A 13,774-nucleotide genomic window follows, 5' to 3' on the forward strand; every position below is an offset into this window, starting at 1 on the left:
CGATGAAAATCGCCGTATACAGTACTAAACACTATGACCAGAAGTACCTTGAACAGGTCAACCAACAGTATGGTTTCGAACTGGTCTTTTTTGATTTTTTACTCAGCGAAAGCACGGCGAAGACGGCGGTAGACTGCGATGCGGTATGTATCTTTGTGAATGATGACGGCAGCCGCCCGGTGCTCGAAGAGCTGGCGGGGCTGGGCGTCCGCTACATTGCCCTGCGCTGTGCGGGATTTAACAATGTCGATCTCGACGCGGCAGCCGAGCTGGGGCTTCAGGTCGTCCGCGTGCCTGCCTACTCCCCAGAGGCCGTTGCCGAGCATGCGGTGGGGCTGATGATGACGCTGAACCGCCGGATTCATCGCGCTTACCAGCGCACCCGCGATGCCAATTTTTCGCTAGACGGCCTGACCGGTTTTAACATGCATAACAAAACGGCCGGCATCATTGGCACCGGCAAAATCGGCATCGCCACGCTGCGCATATTAAAAGGGTTCGGAATGCGTTTACTGGCGTTTGATCCTTATCCCAGCGAGCAGGCTTTAGCGCTCGGCGCGGAGTATGTCGATCTGAAAACCCTGTTTGCCGAGTCGCACGTCATCAGCCTGCACTGTCCACTGACGGCGGAGAACCATCATTTACTCAACGCACAGGCTTTTTCGCAGATGCGTGACGGCGTCATGATCATTAATACCAGTCGGGGCGGATTAATTGATTCTCAGGCTGCGATTGATGCGCTGAAGCAGCAAAAAATAGGCGCGCTGGGCATGGACGTTTATGAAAACGAGCGGGATCTGTTCTTTGAAGACAAATCTAATGATGTGATTCAGGATGATGTATTCCGCCGCCTGTCAGCCTGTCATAACGTGCTGTTTACCGGTCATCAGGCGTTTCTCACCGCCGAAGCCCTGACGGCGATTTCAGACACCACGCTGGAAAACCTCAGCCAGCTAAACCGCGGCGAAACCTGTCAGAATCGGGTTACCGCCTGACGTATCCGGCCGGTGTTATCCGGCCTGAACCCGTTAGCGTGCGCAGTTACCGCCGATCAGCGCTTGTTCGCTGCAGCGGCGGCCGTTAACTAACTGGCACATCCCGATGCGCGATCCGTCCAGCTGACTTGAGAACGCCAGTGTCCCTCCTGCATTGGCACAGTTTGCCTCTGCCATAGACGACATCACCACGTGTGGCTGAACATGGGCGGCAGTAGCTTGTTGTGGTGGCTCGTTGTCATCGCTGTTACTGCTGCAGGCAGACAGTATCAACGCGGCACCAGCCAGCAGAAAAGTAGCGGCTTTCATCAATCAGACTCCGGGAAGGTGAGTTAAAGGCTTAGCAAGAATATGTCAGCCCTGACGCGGGGTCGATAGAAGAAACAGCTTTTTACAAAAAACCTCACAGCTAATTGCAAGCAGAATTATCCTGTTATCACACTGTCACGTAACTGCACTTATCTGAACATGATGATTACCGGAGAAAAACAATGTTAATGGATATGCTGATTCGTATCGCGCTGGCCGGCATTTTAGGCGGGCTGATTGGCCTGGAACGCCAGATGCGTGCCAAAGAAGCCGGGTTACGTACCCATATCCTGGTCGGTATCGGCAGCGCCATGTTTATGCTGGTTTCGAAATACGGTTTTGCCGACATGCTGATGAAAGATCATGTGGCGCTCGATCCCAGCCGCGTTGCGGCGCAGGTGGTAAGCGGCATGGGCTTTCTGGGTGCCGGCACCATCCTGATTCAAAAGCAGGTGGTAAAAGGCCTGACCACGGCGGCCGGACTCTGGGTTACCGCCGCTATCGGGCTGGTGATCGGGAGCGGTATGTATGAGATTGGGATTTACGGCACGGTGCTGGCACTGGTGGTGCTGGAGGTGTTCCGCCGCCTGAGCCATTTATTAATTGGTAAACATCATACGCTGATTGTTTACCTCAAAGCCAAGAGCGTGCCGCTGGTGTTACTGGTGATGCAACGTGAAGGGATCCGCTACGGCAATATTTCGGTGATTAATCGGGATGAAGAAAGCGGCCAGTGTGAATTAAGCGTGCAGGTTACCTTATCGCGCAAATCCAGCGATGCGCACCTGTATGACAAAATCATGGAAGTCAAAGGCGTGCAGTCGCTGGAAATGATGTGATCAGGGCCTGAATAAACGGGACGCTATGGGAATAAAGATGCCCTGCCGGGCGAATGATGAACCGCGCCAGCATCGAAAATGACAGAGGCCTGACAGACCTCCGGATGGTGGCCTGACCTTTGCAAGCAGAATAGCCAGGTCTTCCTGTTTATCGTTATCGCCAGACAGGGCTAACAGACCTGTCGTGGCTGTATCGTTAGCCTTGAACTTTCTGCTGCACGCAGAAATTGATATTGGAAATTGAACGCGTAATCCGTACCATACGCGGCATACTTTTGTCCGCTGGTTTTTACTGCCGGCGGCAAGCCGTCATAGAGAGCCAATCAAAGGGGCGCGGCAGTGCGTAAAAGGTTTGTGCGCATTGACCCACGGGGCCAGGGCCGGGTTAACCCGCACACTGACTCTGTGAACTTCCCTTTTGATGACTGAGAAACAGCGTAATGCAACAAAATCAAGAAACGAGCAAGAAAGAGCAGTACAACCTCAACAAGCTTCAGAAGCGTTTACGCCGTAACGTTGGCGAGGCTATCGCCGATTTTAATATGATTGAGGAAGGTGACCGCATTATGGTTTGCCTGTCAGGCGGCAAAGACAGCTATACCATGCTGGAAATCCTGCGTAGCCTGCAAAAAAGCGCGCCGGTGTCATTCAGCCTGGTGGCGGTGAATCTTGACCAGAAACAGCCGGGATTCCCGGGACACATTCTGCCTGAATATCTTGATGCTCAGGGTGTTGAGTACAAAATCGTTGAAGAAGACACCTACTCAATCGTTAAAGATAAAATTCCCGAAGGTAAAACGACCTGCTCTCTGTGCTCACGTCTGCGTCGGGGAATTTTGTATCGCACCGCTACGGAGCTGGGCTGTACGAAAATCGCCCTTGGCCACCATCGTGATGATATTCTGCAAACGTTGTTTTTGAATATGTTTTACGGTGGCAAGATGAAAGGCATGCCGCCCAAGCTGATGAGTGACGATGGTAAACACATCGTGATCCGTCCTCTGGCTTACTGCCGCGAGAAAGATATTATTCGTTTCTCAGAAGCCCGTCAGTTTCCGATTATCCCGTGCAACCTGTGTGGTTCTCAGCCGAATCTGCAACGTCAGGTCGTCGCAGACATGTTGCGCGACTGGGATAAACGTTATCCTGGCCGTATTGAAACCATGTTCAGCGCCATGCAAAACGTCGTGCCCTCTCACATGGCAGATATCAACCTCTTTGATTTTAAAGGTATTCAACACGGTGATGCCGTGGTCGATGGCGGCGATCTGGCCTTTGATCGCGAAACGCTGCCGGTCACACCGGTTGGCTGGCGCGCCGAGGAAGAAGAAACGCCTGACCTCAGCGAACGTCTTAACGTGCTGGAAATTAAGTAACGCTTATCTGTTCGTTGAAAGTAAAGGGCACGCGTCAACTCGCGTGCCCTTTTTTTATACGTTGCGGTGAGGGGGCGGATCCATTACCGGCGGAAACTCCGGTTCCGGTGGCGGATCGGGCTGCGGCTGCGGAATAGGGGGCGGATCCGTTGGAATGGGTTCGCTGTTGTGAATCGCCATCATGCCGTTCTCCTCTTATGCGAATGGATTTTAAGCTTAGGAAAGAATTGACATCTCAGCCAGCGGGCAAAAAAAAAGCCGGCTAGTTAGCCGGCGTATTTCGAATTAAATATGCTATGCAATAATTCAAAAAAGGAAGTAAGACAATATGGAGCGCAACGCCCATCGCTTGACGTTGCATTCACCTGCGAGAGAGATTTTGCGCGGTTTGCGTCTGGCAGATATTGACGTCGATCAGCTTTAGTCCTGTTAATGGAATTTTCCTGACTGACGCCCTGCTCCTCTCCCATGCCTTACAGCCAGCGTCTCTTGCGCAGATAACCAGCCACGCCTAACGCCAGTACCACGAGTAAAAGACAAAAGACGCTAAAGCCATAGCGCCATGCGCCGCCGGGGATCCCGCCCAGATTGACGCCAAACAGGCCAGTCAAAAAGGTCGCTGGCAGAAAGATCATGGCCATAAGCGACATCGTGTAGGTTCGGCGGTTCATGGATTCCGCCATGACCGAGGCCACTTCGTCTGCCAGCACGGCGGTTCTGGCTACGCCCGCGTCCAGATCGTCGAGGCCGCGGCCCAGTCTGTCAGCAATTTCCTGCATACGGCGGCGCTCGCTATCGTCCATCCACGGCAATTTTTCACTCGCCAGGCGCGAGAAGACATCGCGCTGCGGTGCCATATAACGGCGCATTACGATCAGCTGTTTGCGTAACAGTCCCAGCTCACCCCGCGGCGGAATACGTTGATCAAGTAAGGCATCTTCCAGCTCAATGATTTTATCGTGTAGGTCTTCGATAAATTCGCTGGTGTGCCCGGTTAAGGCATCGCAGACTTCAACCAGCCAGCTGCCACAGTTCACCGGACCGTTGCCGTTTTCGAGATCGGTCAGCACTTCATCTACGGCAAACACTTTGCGTCGGCGGGTGGAGACAATGAGCTGATCGTTAATGAACACCCGCATTGCCACCAGCTGGTCAGGACGTGCATCGCTGTTATGGTTGACGCTGCGCAGGACAATCATAAAACCGTCCCCCAGCCGGGAAACACGGGGACGCATGCTTTCACCAGCCAGCGCATCGCGCACGGCATCCGGAATTTGAGGCGTAGACTGCAGCCATTCGGCGCTGCGGGGATGGGTATAATTAAGATGCAACCAGCAGGGATGCTCGTCGTGCAGCACCTGCGTTTCATCAATGGGGATCATGCCACCCTTGCCATCCAACTGGCAGGAAATAATGGCATCTGTCACCTGAAGCGCTTTTCCTTTTACACCGTCCACACTGTTACCCCGCTATCAAAATCAATACGATACAGTCTAGCGTGGCGCTGTTGAGTTGCAATCCTGAGCCTGTGTACAAAGATGTCAAAAGACGGCCTGATGTCAGGCCGCTGTGACTTAGTGTTTCTCAATCCACAATTCCCGGCTGTAGGCAACGTCTTCGGGGTTAGTAATCGGGTAACCTTTGACCCACGGCTTGATCAGGCGACCATTGGTGTACTGATAAAGGGGCGCGATTGGGACCTGGTCAGCGATAATCTGCTCTGCCCGGTTATAATCCGCATTGCGCGCCTTATCGCTGGTTTCCATACTTGCCTTGGCAATGACGGCATCGTATTCGGCATTACTGAAGCGTGGAATGTTGCTGCTGTTGCCTGAGGTGAGCAGATTCAGGAACGTCGAGGGTTCGTTGTAATCCCCTACCCAGGAGGCGCGGATAACGTCAAAGTTGCCACTGTTTCGGCTGTCTATATAGGTTTTCCACTCCTGGTTTTCCAGCTTCACATCCACACCAAGGTTTTTCTTCCACATCGACGCCACCGCAATCGCGATTTTCTGATGGCTTTCAGAAGTGTTGTACAGCAACGTCAGCTTTAACGGCTTAGCGGGGCTGTAACCTGCGGCTGCCAACAGGGCTCTTGCCTGCGCATCCATCTCTTTTTGATTGTGCTGTTGCTGTAGGGCGGGCAGCGGTGTGAACCCGGCCGTGACGTCAGGGGTAAAATGCCATGCCGGTTTTTCCCCTGTGCCCAGGACTTTTTCGGCGATAACGGCGCGATCGATACTCCACGACAGCGCCTTGCGCACGCGTACGTCGGCCGTTGGCCCTTTCTGGGTATTAAACGCGTAATAGTAGGTGCCGAGCTGATCCGGCGTATAAACCTGGCCGGGCAGCGTTTTCTTCAGCAGCGCGTACATGTTTTTGGGGAAAGATTCGGTGATATCCACATCGTTAGCGCGGTAGCGCTTAGTTGCGCTCGATTCTTCGTTGATGGGCACAAAGGTCACTTTGGTTAAAACGGAGTGGGCGTTGTCCCAGTAATGGGGATTGCGCACCAGAACGATTTTTTCATTCACGACGCGTTGGCTGAGTTGATAAGCCCCATTGCCCACCAGTTTGCCTGGCTGGGTCCAGTCTGCACCTGCGTTTTCAACCACGCCCTGCGGTACTGGATAAAACGCGACGTTAGAGAGCATCGCAGGAAACCAGGGAACCGGACGGGTCAGCGTAATCTTCAGGCGATTCTTGTCCAGGGCGGTGACGCCCAGCTTATCCGGTGTCATTTCGCCTTTGGTAATCGCGCCCGCGTTGCTCATGCCGCTCAGTGCGATAAAGGAGGCCTGAGGCGATGAGGTTTTAGGATCGACAACGCGCTGCCAGCTGTATACAAAATCCTGCGCGGTCACCGGTTTGCCATCAGACCAACGGGCATTATTACGTAAAGTAAGTATCCAGACCTTATTGTCACTGCTGCTCCAGCTCTGCGCGACACCGGGCACAATTTTGCCGTGGGCATCCTGACTGGTCAGCCCTTCATACAAATCGCGCATCACCTGGATTTCAGGCAGGCCCACGGCTTTGGCCGGATCGAGGGAAGCGGGTTCATCTTTGATATGGCGGACAATCTCTTGTTTCGCGGCGAGCTGTGCACCGGCAGGAACCTCGGCGGCCAACGCGGGCACAAACGCGTTAAGCAGGCTCAGGGCCGTTAGCGTTAATGAAAAGCGGATTACCATTATCACCCCTTTGCAATAAAGACGCGCTGGATCAGCGCATTACTGACTCAGCCTGTTAACGGCCACTTTATCGCAAATTGCTGATTGATAAATAGCTATTTTCCCCGCCCGGCTTTTCCGCTACTTTTAAATAAACTCAGGAGAACGTCATTATGTCATCCATTCATCCGCGACCGCTGCGCGGCAAACTGGCTATTTCCTGGCAGCAGTATGGCCGCTCTTTTCTGGGCGCCCCGCTACTCTGGTTTCCCGCCGTGCAGGCGGACGGCGAAAGTGGCCTGATTCTGGCCGGCACTCACGGTGATGAAAACGCGGCGATAGCCGCCCTTTCCGCTGCGCTGCGGACCTTGCCGGAGGCACAGCGTCGGCATCATGTGGTGTTGGCGATGAACCCCGACGGCTGTCAACTGGGCCTGCGTGCCAATGCGAATGGCGTGGATCTGAACCGAAACTTTCCGGCCGCCAACTGGCAGTCGGGCGAAACGGTTTACCGCTGGAACAGCGCGGCAGACGCGCGGGACGTTAAGCTGTCAACGGGGACACATCCGGCATCGGAGCCGGAAACCCAGGCGCTGTGCGCGCTCATTCATCAGCTTAAACCGGCCTGGGTCGTCTCGTGGCACGAGCCTCTGGCCTGTATTGATGACCCCGAACAGACAGACGTAGGCGCCTGGCTGGCGGCCCAGACCCAATTACCGCGGGTGAGCAGCGTGGGCTATGCCACGCCGGGCTCCTTTGGCAGTTGGTGCCACGACCTGAGTCTGCCCTGCGTCACTGCCGAGATGCCGGCTATCTCGGTGGACGAAGCCACAGAGACGTATCTGGAGACGATGCTTACTCTGCTGCGCTGGCAGCCGTCATTAACGCCCCGTCATGTACCTTAAGCGCCGGTTCAACATCCACGGCCAGCCACGTTGCGCCATCGAGATCGGCAAAACGCACCAGCGGCACCAGCGGCAGCGCCGCGCGAATCGCTCTTGAGGTACAGATCATACAGCCGGACATCAGCGTAAAACCCTGCTGCAGCGCAGCATGTGCCAGGGCAAGCGCTTCAGTGAGTCCGCCCGCTTTATCAAGCTTGATATTCACCATCTCATAGCGTCCACGGAGGTCAGGCAGGCTTTCCCGCGTGTGGCAGCTTTCATCGGCGCAGATCGGAAGAGGATGGATAAAGTTCGCCAGCGCCGCGTCTTCACCTGCCGGTAACGGCTGTTCCAGCATGGCCACGTCCAGATCGGCTAACAGCTGGCAACGGGCTGCCAGCCCTTCGGCATGCCAGGATTCATTCGCATCCACAAGTAATGTCGCGTCGGGAACAGCAGCGCGAATCGCCATCAGGCGCTCGGTAATAAAGTTATTGTCCATTTTGATTTTGAGCAGGGTTGCGCCATGTTGCCACAACGCCTGCGCGCTGCTGGCCATCGCTTCCGGCGTATCGATGCTCACCGTGTGTGCAGTCACAACAGACTGGGTCGGTTCCGCGCCCACTAACTGCTCCAGCGTCACATGCTGCTGGCGAGCGGCAAGGTCCCAGAGAGCACTGTCGATGGCGTTTCTTGCCGCACCGGCAGGCAACAGGCTCTGCAAGGCTTCACGCGACAGCCCTTGCTGCAGTTGAGGCATAACGGTCGCAATTTGTTCCAGCACCAGGGCTTCGCTTTCGCCGTAGCGCGTGTAAGGCGTGGCCTCGCCGATCCCTTTCACGCCCTCTTCTTCGATTTCGACGACAACGACCTTGGCTTCGGTGCGACTGCCACGAGCAATGACAAACGGCGTATGCAGCGGCCATGCTTCGGGATAACATTTTACCGTTCTCATTACCTCTCCTTTTCTCTGGGATTCATCATCGCCATTTAACTTTAGGCAACAAATGCTCTCGTAAACCCTTAAAATTTATGTCATAAACAATGGCTATACCTGTACTGACGCTTTCTTTTCTGTCAGATAACATCATTAGAAGGAATTCTTATGTCTCAGACTGTTCACTTTCAGGGCAACCCTGTAGCAGTTGCAGGTCATTTCCCGCAGCCGGGCGATAGCGTTAACGCTTTTACCCTCGTGGCGAAAAACCTGTCTAACGTTTCACTCTCTGAGTATGCAGGAAAACGCAAGATTCTGAATATTTTTCCCAGCGTCGATACCGGCGTGTGCGCCTCTTCGGTGCGCAAGTTTAACCAGTTAGCGGGCGAACTGAATAACACGGTGGTGTTATGTATTTCCGCCGACCTGCCCTTTGCTCAATCGCGTTTTTGTGGCGCAGACAACCTCAACAACGTGGTTACGCTGTCAACGCTGCGCGGCGGGGAATTCAAAAAAGATTTTGGCGTGGAAATTGCTGATGGTGCCCTTCAGGGTCTGACGGCCCGTGCCGTTATCGTACTGGATGAGCATGACAAAGTGCTTTACAGCCAGTTGGTGAATGAGATCACCACTGAACCCGATTATGATGCCGCACTCGCTGCGCTGAAATAATGGCCACAGCGGATAAGCCAGACTTATCCGCTGCGTTTTATTCGTTGTCGCCGCGCTTCTGCCCCAGACCGTACTCCCGCAGTTTATTGGCAATGGCGGTATGGGAAACCCCCAGTCGTTTTGCCAGTTTGCGCGTGCTCGGATAAGACAAATATAACCGCGTCAAAATAGATCGTTCAAAGCGGCTGGTGATCTGATCCAGCGTGCCTTCCATCGCTTCTTCCCCCAGTGACACATCCAGCGCCTGTTCCGGCAAGACGATATCCTGCGGCCGTAACTCATGGCCTTCCAACTGGGTTAATGCACGATACAAGGCATTTTTAAGCTGCCGCACGTTTCCGGGCCAGTTATAGCGCATCAGAAAAGCATTCAGCTGTGAGGAAAGACGCGGCCGTGGAATGCCCTGTTCATCGGCGAAACGCGCCACGAACATTTCCGTCAGCGGCATAATGTCCTGAACGCGCTCGCGCAGCGGCGGCAGATTCAGCGTAAGCACATTCAGGCGATAGAAAAGGTCTTCCCTGAACTCGCCGCGCTGAACCAGCTCAAACAGGTTCTTCTGGGTGGCGCAGATCACGCGGACATTCACGTGTACCTCATGCTCCTCACCGACGCGGCGGAAGGTGCCATCGTTGAGAAAACGCAGCAGCTTCGTCTGCATGGTGGGTGACATCTCGCCAATTTCATCCAGCAGCACCGAGCCACCGTTTGCCTGTTCGAAAAAGCCTTTTTTGCCCTCCAGCGCATTGGGATAGGCCCCGGCTGCGTGACCAAAAAGCTCACTTTCCGCTACGTCATCCGGCAGCGATGCACAGTTAAGCGCCAGAAAGGGCATCTTTCCGCGTGCGCTGCGTAAATGACAGGCCCGCGCCAGCATGTCTTTGCCCGTGCCGGTGTCGCCGATAATCAGCAGCGGTGCATCGTGCATCGCGAGCTTGCGCGCCTGTTCCACGACCTGCCGCATCCTGGGCGTAACAGCGACAATATGATCGAACTCGGTTTCATCGGTCACCACCAGGTTCTGCAGTTGTCGCCCCATACGGGCAGTAGACTTCAGCATCACCATTGCGCCGACGAGCTGGTCGGCCTGGTCGTTGTCCTCTGACAGGTAAATCGGGTGTGCTTCCATCAGGAAGTCGCGCCCTTCTATCACCACATGTTGCGCCTGCGCCTGAACGCGTTCGCTCTCCAGCCAGCGCGCAAAATTAAAACCGTTAATCAGGTGGTCGGCGGTAAAATTGCGGATCTTGTTTTCATCAAGATTAAACAGGTTTTGCGCCGCCGGGTTCGCCAGCTCAACCTTCGTTCTCAAATCGACCGAAAATACCGGCTCTGGCATGGCAACCAGCAAGGCGCTGAGTACCCGATGTTCACGTTCAGACGGCATATAGGGGACCGTGCGGACATCGGTGACGCCGGGTGTACGACGGATTTCCGCCATCAGATTACTGAACTGTTCGAATTCAAGCGTGGAGAAATTGAGATAGATACGGCCTGAGGCGGCGACTTCAATGCCGCGGAGATCGATACTGCGCGCCACCAACAGGTCGAGCAATTCACGCGCCAGTCCGATACGGTCCTGACAAAACACTTCTAAACGCATTGCGTGGGCCTTAATCCGTTTGATATGTCGCGATAATACGCTAAACAGCCCGTCCGCAGAAAGGGGGCTGTCAGGAAAAGTTGACAGCGTTAACGCAAGCGCGTTTTTTTTAAACGTCCGTCGCGCGCGGCGCGCCATAACACGTTGAGTTTTCGACGTCTTTCGCAGTTAATCTTCCCAGTATCCCGGAACGGTCCCCCGCAGATTTGGCGCGCTAAACAGGGGACGTTAAATAACAGCCCCCATCTAAAGTCAGTTTTGTGGATGTTTATTCCCGCCCTTTTGTAGCGCGTCTTTCAACTGCCCTAACAGCTCCCGGCGGTAATCGCCGAGACGAGGTTTATCATTTTCCAGCCAGGGTAAAGGCCGACACAGCTCCATCGCTTTGATACCCAGCCGGGCGGTGAGCAGCCCCGCACCAATGCCCTGCGCGGCACGCGTCGACAGGCGGGCCGCGATGTCCTGCGACATCCAGTCCATTCCGACCTCGCGCACCAGCTCTGAGGCCCCGGCAAACGCCATGTTAAGCAGCACCAGTCGGAACAGGCGCAGTCGACTAAAATAGCCCAGCTCAATACCGTAAATGGCCGCAATGCGGTTGACCAGCCGCAGGTTACGCCAGGCGATAAAGGCCATATCGACCAGTGCCAACGGGCTGACGGCGATCATCAGCGCCGATTCGGCAGCATGGCGGCTGATTTCCCGCCGGGCCTGGCGATCAAGAACCGGCTGCACCAGTTGGGCATAGAGCCGGACCGTTTCACCATCATTGTGGGTTTCGTGAAGCGAGGCATGCCAGCGTTGCAGCGCTGGATGAGCCTGATCCAGTTCGGCCTGACGCGCCAGTTTTTCACAAAAAGCCCGCCCCTGGCCCACGCCGTGGCTGTTGAGCAGTTCCCGGCCCCGATCGCGCTCTTCCGCACGCTGCCGCAGTTGATATAAGCGGCGCCATTCCTGGGTCAGCGCGCCCACACCGGCCAGAACAATCAGTCCGCCGGCGACGCCGCTGCCCAGCGCAAACCAGTCCTGCGCCAGCCAGGCATTGTGGCTCCACTGCACGCCCTGCGCCACAACACTGACGCCAAACAGCGCCAGGCCTGCGCCCACCATTTTGCGCCACAGGCTGCGTTTAGGTTTCAGCGCAGCCTCGACGGCTCTTTCCCCTGCGCTTTCTTCTTCAACCGTCGCGTCGCTGTCTTGCACAGCCAAAAAAGCGGCCTGGGCATCGTCTTCAAACGTTTGAGCAGGCCGCAGCACACTTTCGGGCTTATCCTCCAGCGGGTGGGCAAAATCGATACGCGGTTTTAACGGATCGCTCATCGCAATTTATCTCCCAGTAAAAATTCCAGCGCCGCATCCATGCGGATATGCGGCAGTGGGCGATCGATATCCAGCTGCTGTGGGCGAAACTGCTCAAACTGAAAGCCTTGCTGCTGCCAGAACGCGCTGCCCGGTAGCCGGGGCGGAACGTCACCCGGATAAACGGTTAATGCCTCGCCATCCTGCAGGCGATGACCGCGAAGTGCCGGGATTTTTTCGCCACGGTGATCGACCAGCCCGCTTTGTGTGGCCTGAACCGAGGCCAGGCCAATACAGTCCATGCTGATGCCTTCGAACGCGGCGTTTTGCCAGGCGTCCTGCACAAGCTGCTGCAGCAGAGAGACCATATTGCCGTGCTGGTCGCTGGTGATGTGATCGGCTTTGGTCGCAGCAAATAACAGCTTATCGATGACGGGTGAAAACAGTCGTCGGAACAGCGTACGCTGCCCATAATGAAAGCTCTGCATCAGTTGCGTTAATGCCAGCCGCATATCATTAAACGCCTGCGGCCCGCTGTTGAGCGGTTGCAGGCAGTCCACCAGCACGATCTGGCGATCAAAGCGCAGAAAATGATTTTTATAGAAGTTTTTTACGACATGCTGGCAGTAGTAATTGAATCGCTGCTGCAGCATGGCAAAGTTACTGCCTTTATCGGCCTGCGCCAGCTTCGCCGCCTGAGCTTCATCGTCAGCTGGCCAGGGAAAAAACTGTAGCGCTGGCGCACCGGCCATATCGCCAGGCAGAACAAAACGTCCCGGCTGAATGAAGTGCAGCCCTTCCGCTTTACACTGATGCAGGTAGTCAGTCCAGGCCGCAGCGATGTCGGCCAGGCGGTTCTCATCCGCCGGAGCAAAAGGATCAAGCGTTTGACTCAGTGCACGCCATGGCGCGGCCCAGTTGGCGCGATCGCCCTGTAATAAGCCGTTCATCTGCCGCGACCAGGTCAGATAATCCTGTGCCAGCATAGGCAGATCGAGCAGCCACTCACCCGGGTAATCGACGATTTCAAGATAGAGCGTGGCGGTGTCTTTGAGATGGCGGAGTAACGAATCGTTGGGGCGATAACGCAGTGCCAGGCGCATTTCACTCACGCCTCGCGTCGGGGTTGGCCAGGCGGGCGGTGTGTTGTAAAGCTGCGCCAGCCCCTCATCGTAGGTAAAACGCGCCGTGCCCATGTCCCGCTGGGGGACGCGTTTCACGCCCAGCAGGCGCTCATCGCGCACCACGGAAAACAGCGGCAGCCGGGCACCGCTGTGAACAGACAGGAGCTGGTTAACCAGCGAGGTAATGAAGGCCGTTTTACCACTGCGGCTTAATCCGGTTACCGCCAGACGAAGATGGCGATCGACGCCGCGGTTCATCAATGCCAGCAATTCAGTTTGCAGTCTTTTCATCTTTCTCCTTGATGAAGCGTGATGCCACAGTGTTCATCACGCGTTTCAGCAGTGGCTCAAGCGCCAGTCCTAACAGAATACGCAACGGACGACGCGCCACCGATTTCACCGCCCAGCCGGTCACGCCCGCAGGACCATAAGTTATCGCATTGATAATGATAAATTTAGCGGCGGACTTCAACGCAGGTGTTGCACGATGACGAAAAGCCGCAGTGCGTGAAACAGTCATCACTTCCTCCAAACGGTTCACAAACGGGCCAGACACTGGCCCG

At 55.3% G+C, this 13,774-nt stretch carries 14 protein-coding genes; 5 read left to right on the forward strand and 9 right to left on the reverse strand.

From position 1 onward, the window contains the following. Nucleotides 1–2 precede the first annotated feature (2 nt). Nucleotides 3–995 (forward strand): 2-hydroxyacid dehydrogenase, encoded by a 993-nt coding sequence (locus tag NYE92_RS04075; protein WP_015700235.1) that lies wholly within the window; start codon nt 3–5, stop codon nt 993–995. Nucleotides 996–1,028: 33 nt separating this feature from the next. Here the strand turns inward: NYE92_RS04075 and NYE92_RS04080 are convergent, their stop codons facing one another. Continuing rightward, the gene (locus NYE92_RS04080) at nt 1,029–1,304 is read right to left on the reverse strand and encodes a DUF333 domain-containing protein (RefSeq protein WP_014605765.1); all 276 of its coding nucleotides are present in this window, start codon (nt 1,302–1,304) and stop codon (nt 1,029–1,031) included. A 182-nt stretch (nt 1,305–1,486) separates the two neighbouring features. On the opposite strand from NYE92_RS04080, the gene NYE92_RS04085 reads away from it, so the two are divergent. After that, on the forward strand, nt 1,487–2,143 hold the full coding sequence (locus NYE92_RS04085) for an MgtC/SapB family protein (protein ID WP_013025890.1): 657 nt from the start codon (nt 1,487–1,489) through the stop codon (nt 2,141–2,143). A gap of 440 nt (nt 2,144–2,583) precedes the next feature. After that, on the forward strand, nt 2,584–3,519 hold the full coding sequence (ttcA, locus tag NYE92_RS04090; protein ID WP_014605764.1) for a tRNA 2-thiocytidine(32) synthetase TtcA: 936 nt from the start codon (nt 2,584–2,586) through the stop codon (nt 3,517–3,519). A gap of 54 nt (nt 3,520–3,573) precedes the next feature. Here the strand turns inward: ttcA and NYE92_RS04095 are convergent, their stop codons facing one another. The 3 genes from NYE92_RS04095 to NYE92_RS04105 form a co-directional block, all read right to left on the reverse strand. Continuing rightward, nucleotides 3,574–3,702 (reverse strand): hypothetical protein, encoded by a 129-nt coding sequence (locus NYE92_RS04095; protein ID WP_022623200.1) that lies wholly within the window; start codon nt 3,700–3,702, stop codon nt 3,574–3,576. Between the two features lie 290 nt (nt 3,703–3,992). Next, complete coding sequence (zntB, locus tag NYE92_RS04100; RefSeq protein ID WP_013025892.1) at nt 3,993–4,976, reverse strand: zinc transporter ZntB; 984 nt, start codon at nt 4,974–4,976, stop codon at nt 3,993–3,995. 117 nt (nt 4,977–5,093) lie between these two features. Continuing rightward, complete coding sequence (locus NYE92_RS04105; RefSeq protein ID WP_014605763.1) at nt 5,094–6,713, reverse strand: ABC transporter substrate-binding protein; 1,620 nt, start codon at nt 6,711–6,713, stop codon at nt 5,094–5,096. Nucleotides 6,714–6,865: 152 nt separating this feature from the next. On the opposite strand from NYE92_RS04105, the gene mpaA reads away from it, so the two are divergent. Then, nucleotides 6,866–7,597 carry a murein tripeptide amidase MpaA gene (mpaA, locus tag NYE92_RS04110; RefSeq protein ID WP_029568816.1) on the forward strand — a complete coding sequence of 244 codons (732 nt, stop codon included), beginning with the start codon at nt 6,866–6,868 and terminating at the stop codon, nt 7,595–7,597. Here mpaA and ycjG read toward each other — a convergent pair. Continuing rightward, a complete protein-coding gene (ycjG, locus tag NYE92_RS04115; protein ID WP_210451557.1) occupies nt 7,548–8,531 on the reverse strand; it encodes an L-Ala-D/L-Glu epimerase in 984 nt (327 codons plus the stop codon). The genes mpaA and ycjG overlap by 50 nt on opposite strands. A 150-nt stretch (nt 8,532–8,681) precedes the next feature. Between ycjG and tpx the strand changes: the two genes are divergently transcribed. Next, nucleotides 8,682–9,185, forward strand: coding sequence for a thiol peroxidase (gene tpx, locus NYE92_RS04120; RefSeq protein WP_029568818.1), 504 nt, complete (start codon nt 8,682–8,684; stop codon nt 9,183–9,185). A 37-nt stretch (nt 9,186–9,222) separates the two neighbouring features. On the opposite strand, the gene tyrR is transcribed toward tpx, so the two are convergent. The 4 genes from tyrR to pspD form a co-directional block, all read right to left on the reverse strand. Beyond that, complete coding sequence (gene tyrR / locus NYE92_RS04125) at nt 9,223–10,788, reverse strand: transcriptional regulator TyrR (RefSeq protein WP_024471800.1); 1,566 nt, start codon at nt 10,786–10,788, stop codon at nt 9,223–9,225. A gap of 252 nt (nt 10,789–11,040) precedes the next feature. Beyond that, on the reverse strand, nt 11,041–12,108 hold the full coding sequence (locus NYE92_RS04130; RefSeq protein ID WP_013025899.1) for a YcjF family protein: 1,068 nt from the start codon (nt 12,106–12,108) through the stop codon (nt 11,041–11,043). Beyond that, nucleotides 12,105–13,502, reverse strand: a complete 1,398-nt coding sequence (locus NYE92_RS04135) for a YcjX family protein (protein WP_028715187.1) — start codon at nt 13,500–13,502, stop codon at nt 12,105–12,107. Before NYE92_RS04135 ends, NYE92_RS04130 begins: the two co-directional genes overlap by 4 nt. Then, the gene (gene pspD, locus NYE92_RS04140; RefSeq protein ID WP_014605759.1) at nt 13,483–13,731 is read right to left on the reverse strand and encodes a phage shock protein PspD; all 249 of its coding nucleotides are present in this window, start codon (nt 13,729–13,731) and stop codon (nt 13,483–13,485) included. Before pspD ends, NYE92_RS04135 begins: the two co-directional genes overlap by 20 nt. Nucleotides 13,732–13,774: the final 43 nt, after the last annotated feature.

Origin of the sequence: Pantoea sp. B566 (assembly GCF_024793925.1) — a bacterium.
Taxonomy (GTDB): Bacteria; Pseudomonadota; Gammaproteobacteria; order Enterobacterales; family Enterobacteriaceae; genus Pantoea; species Pantoea ananatis.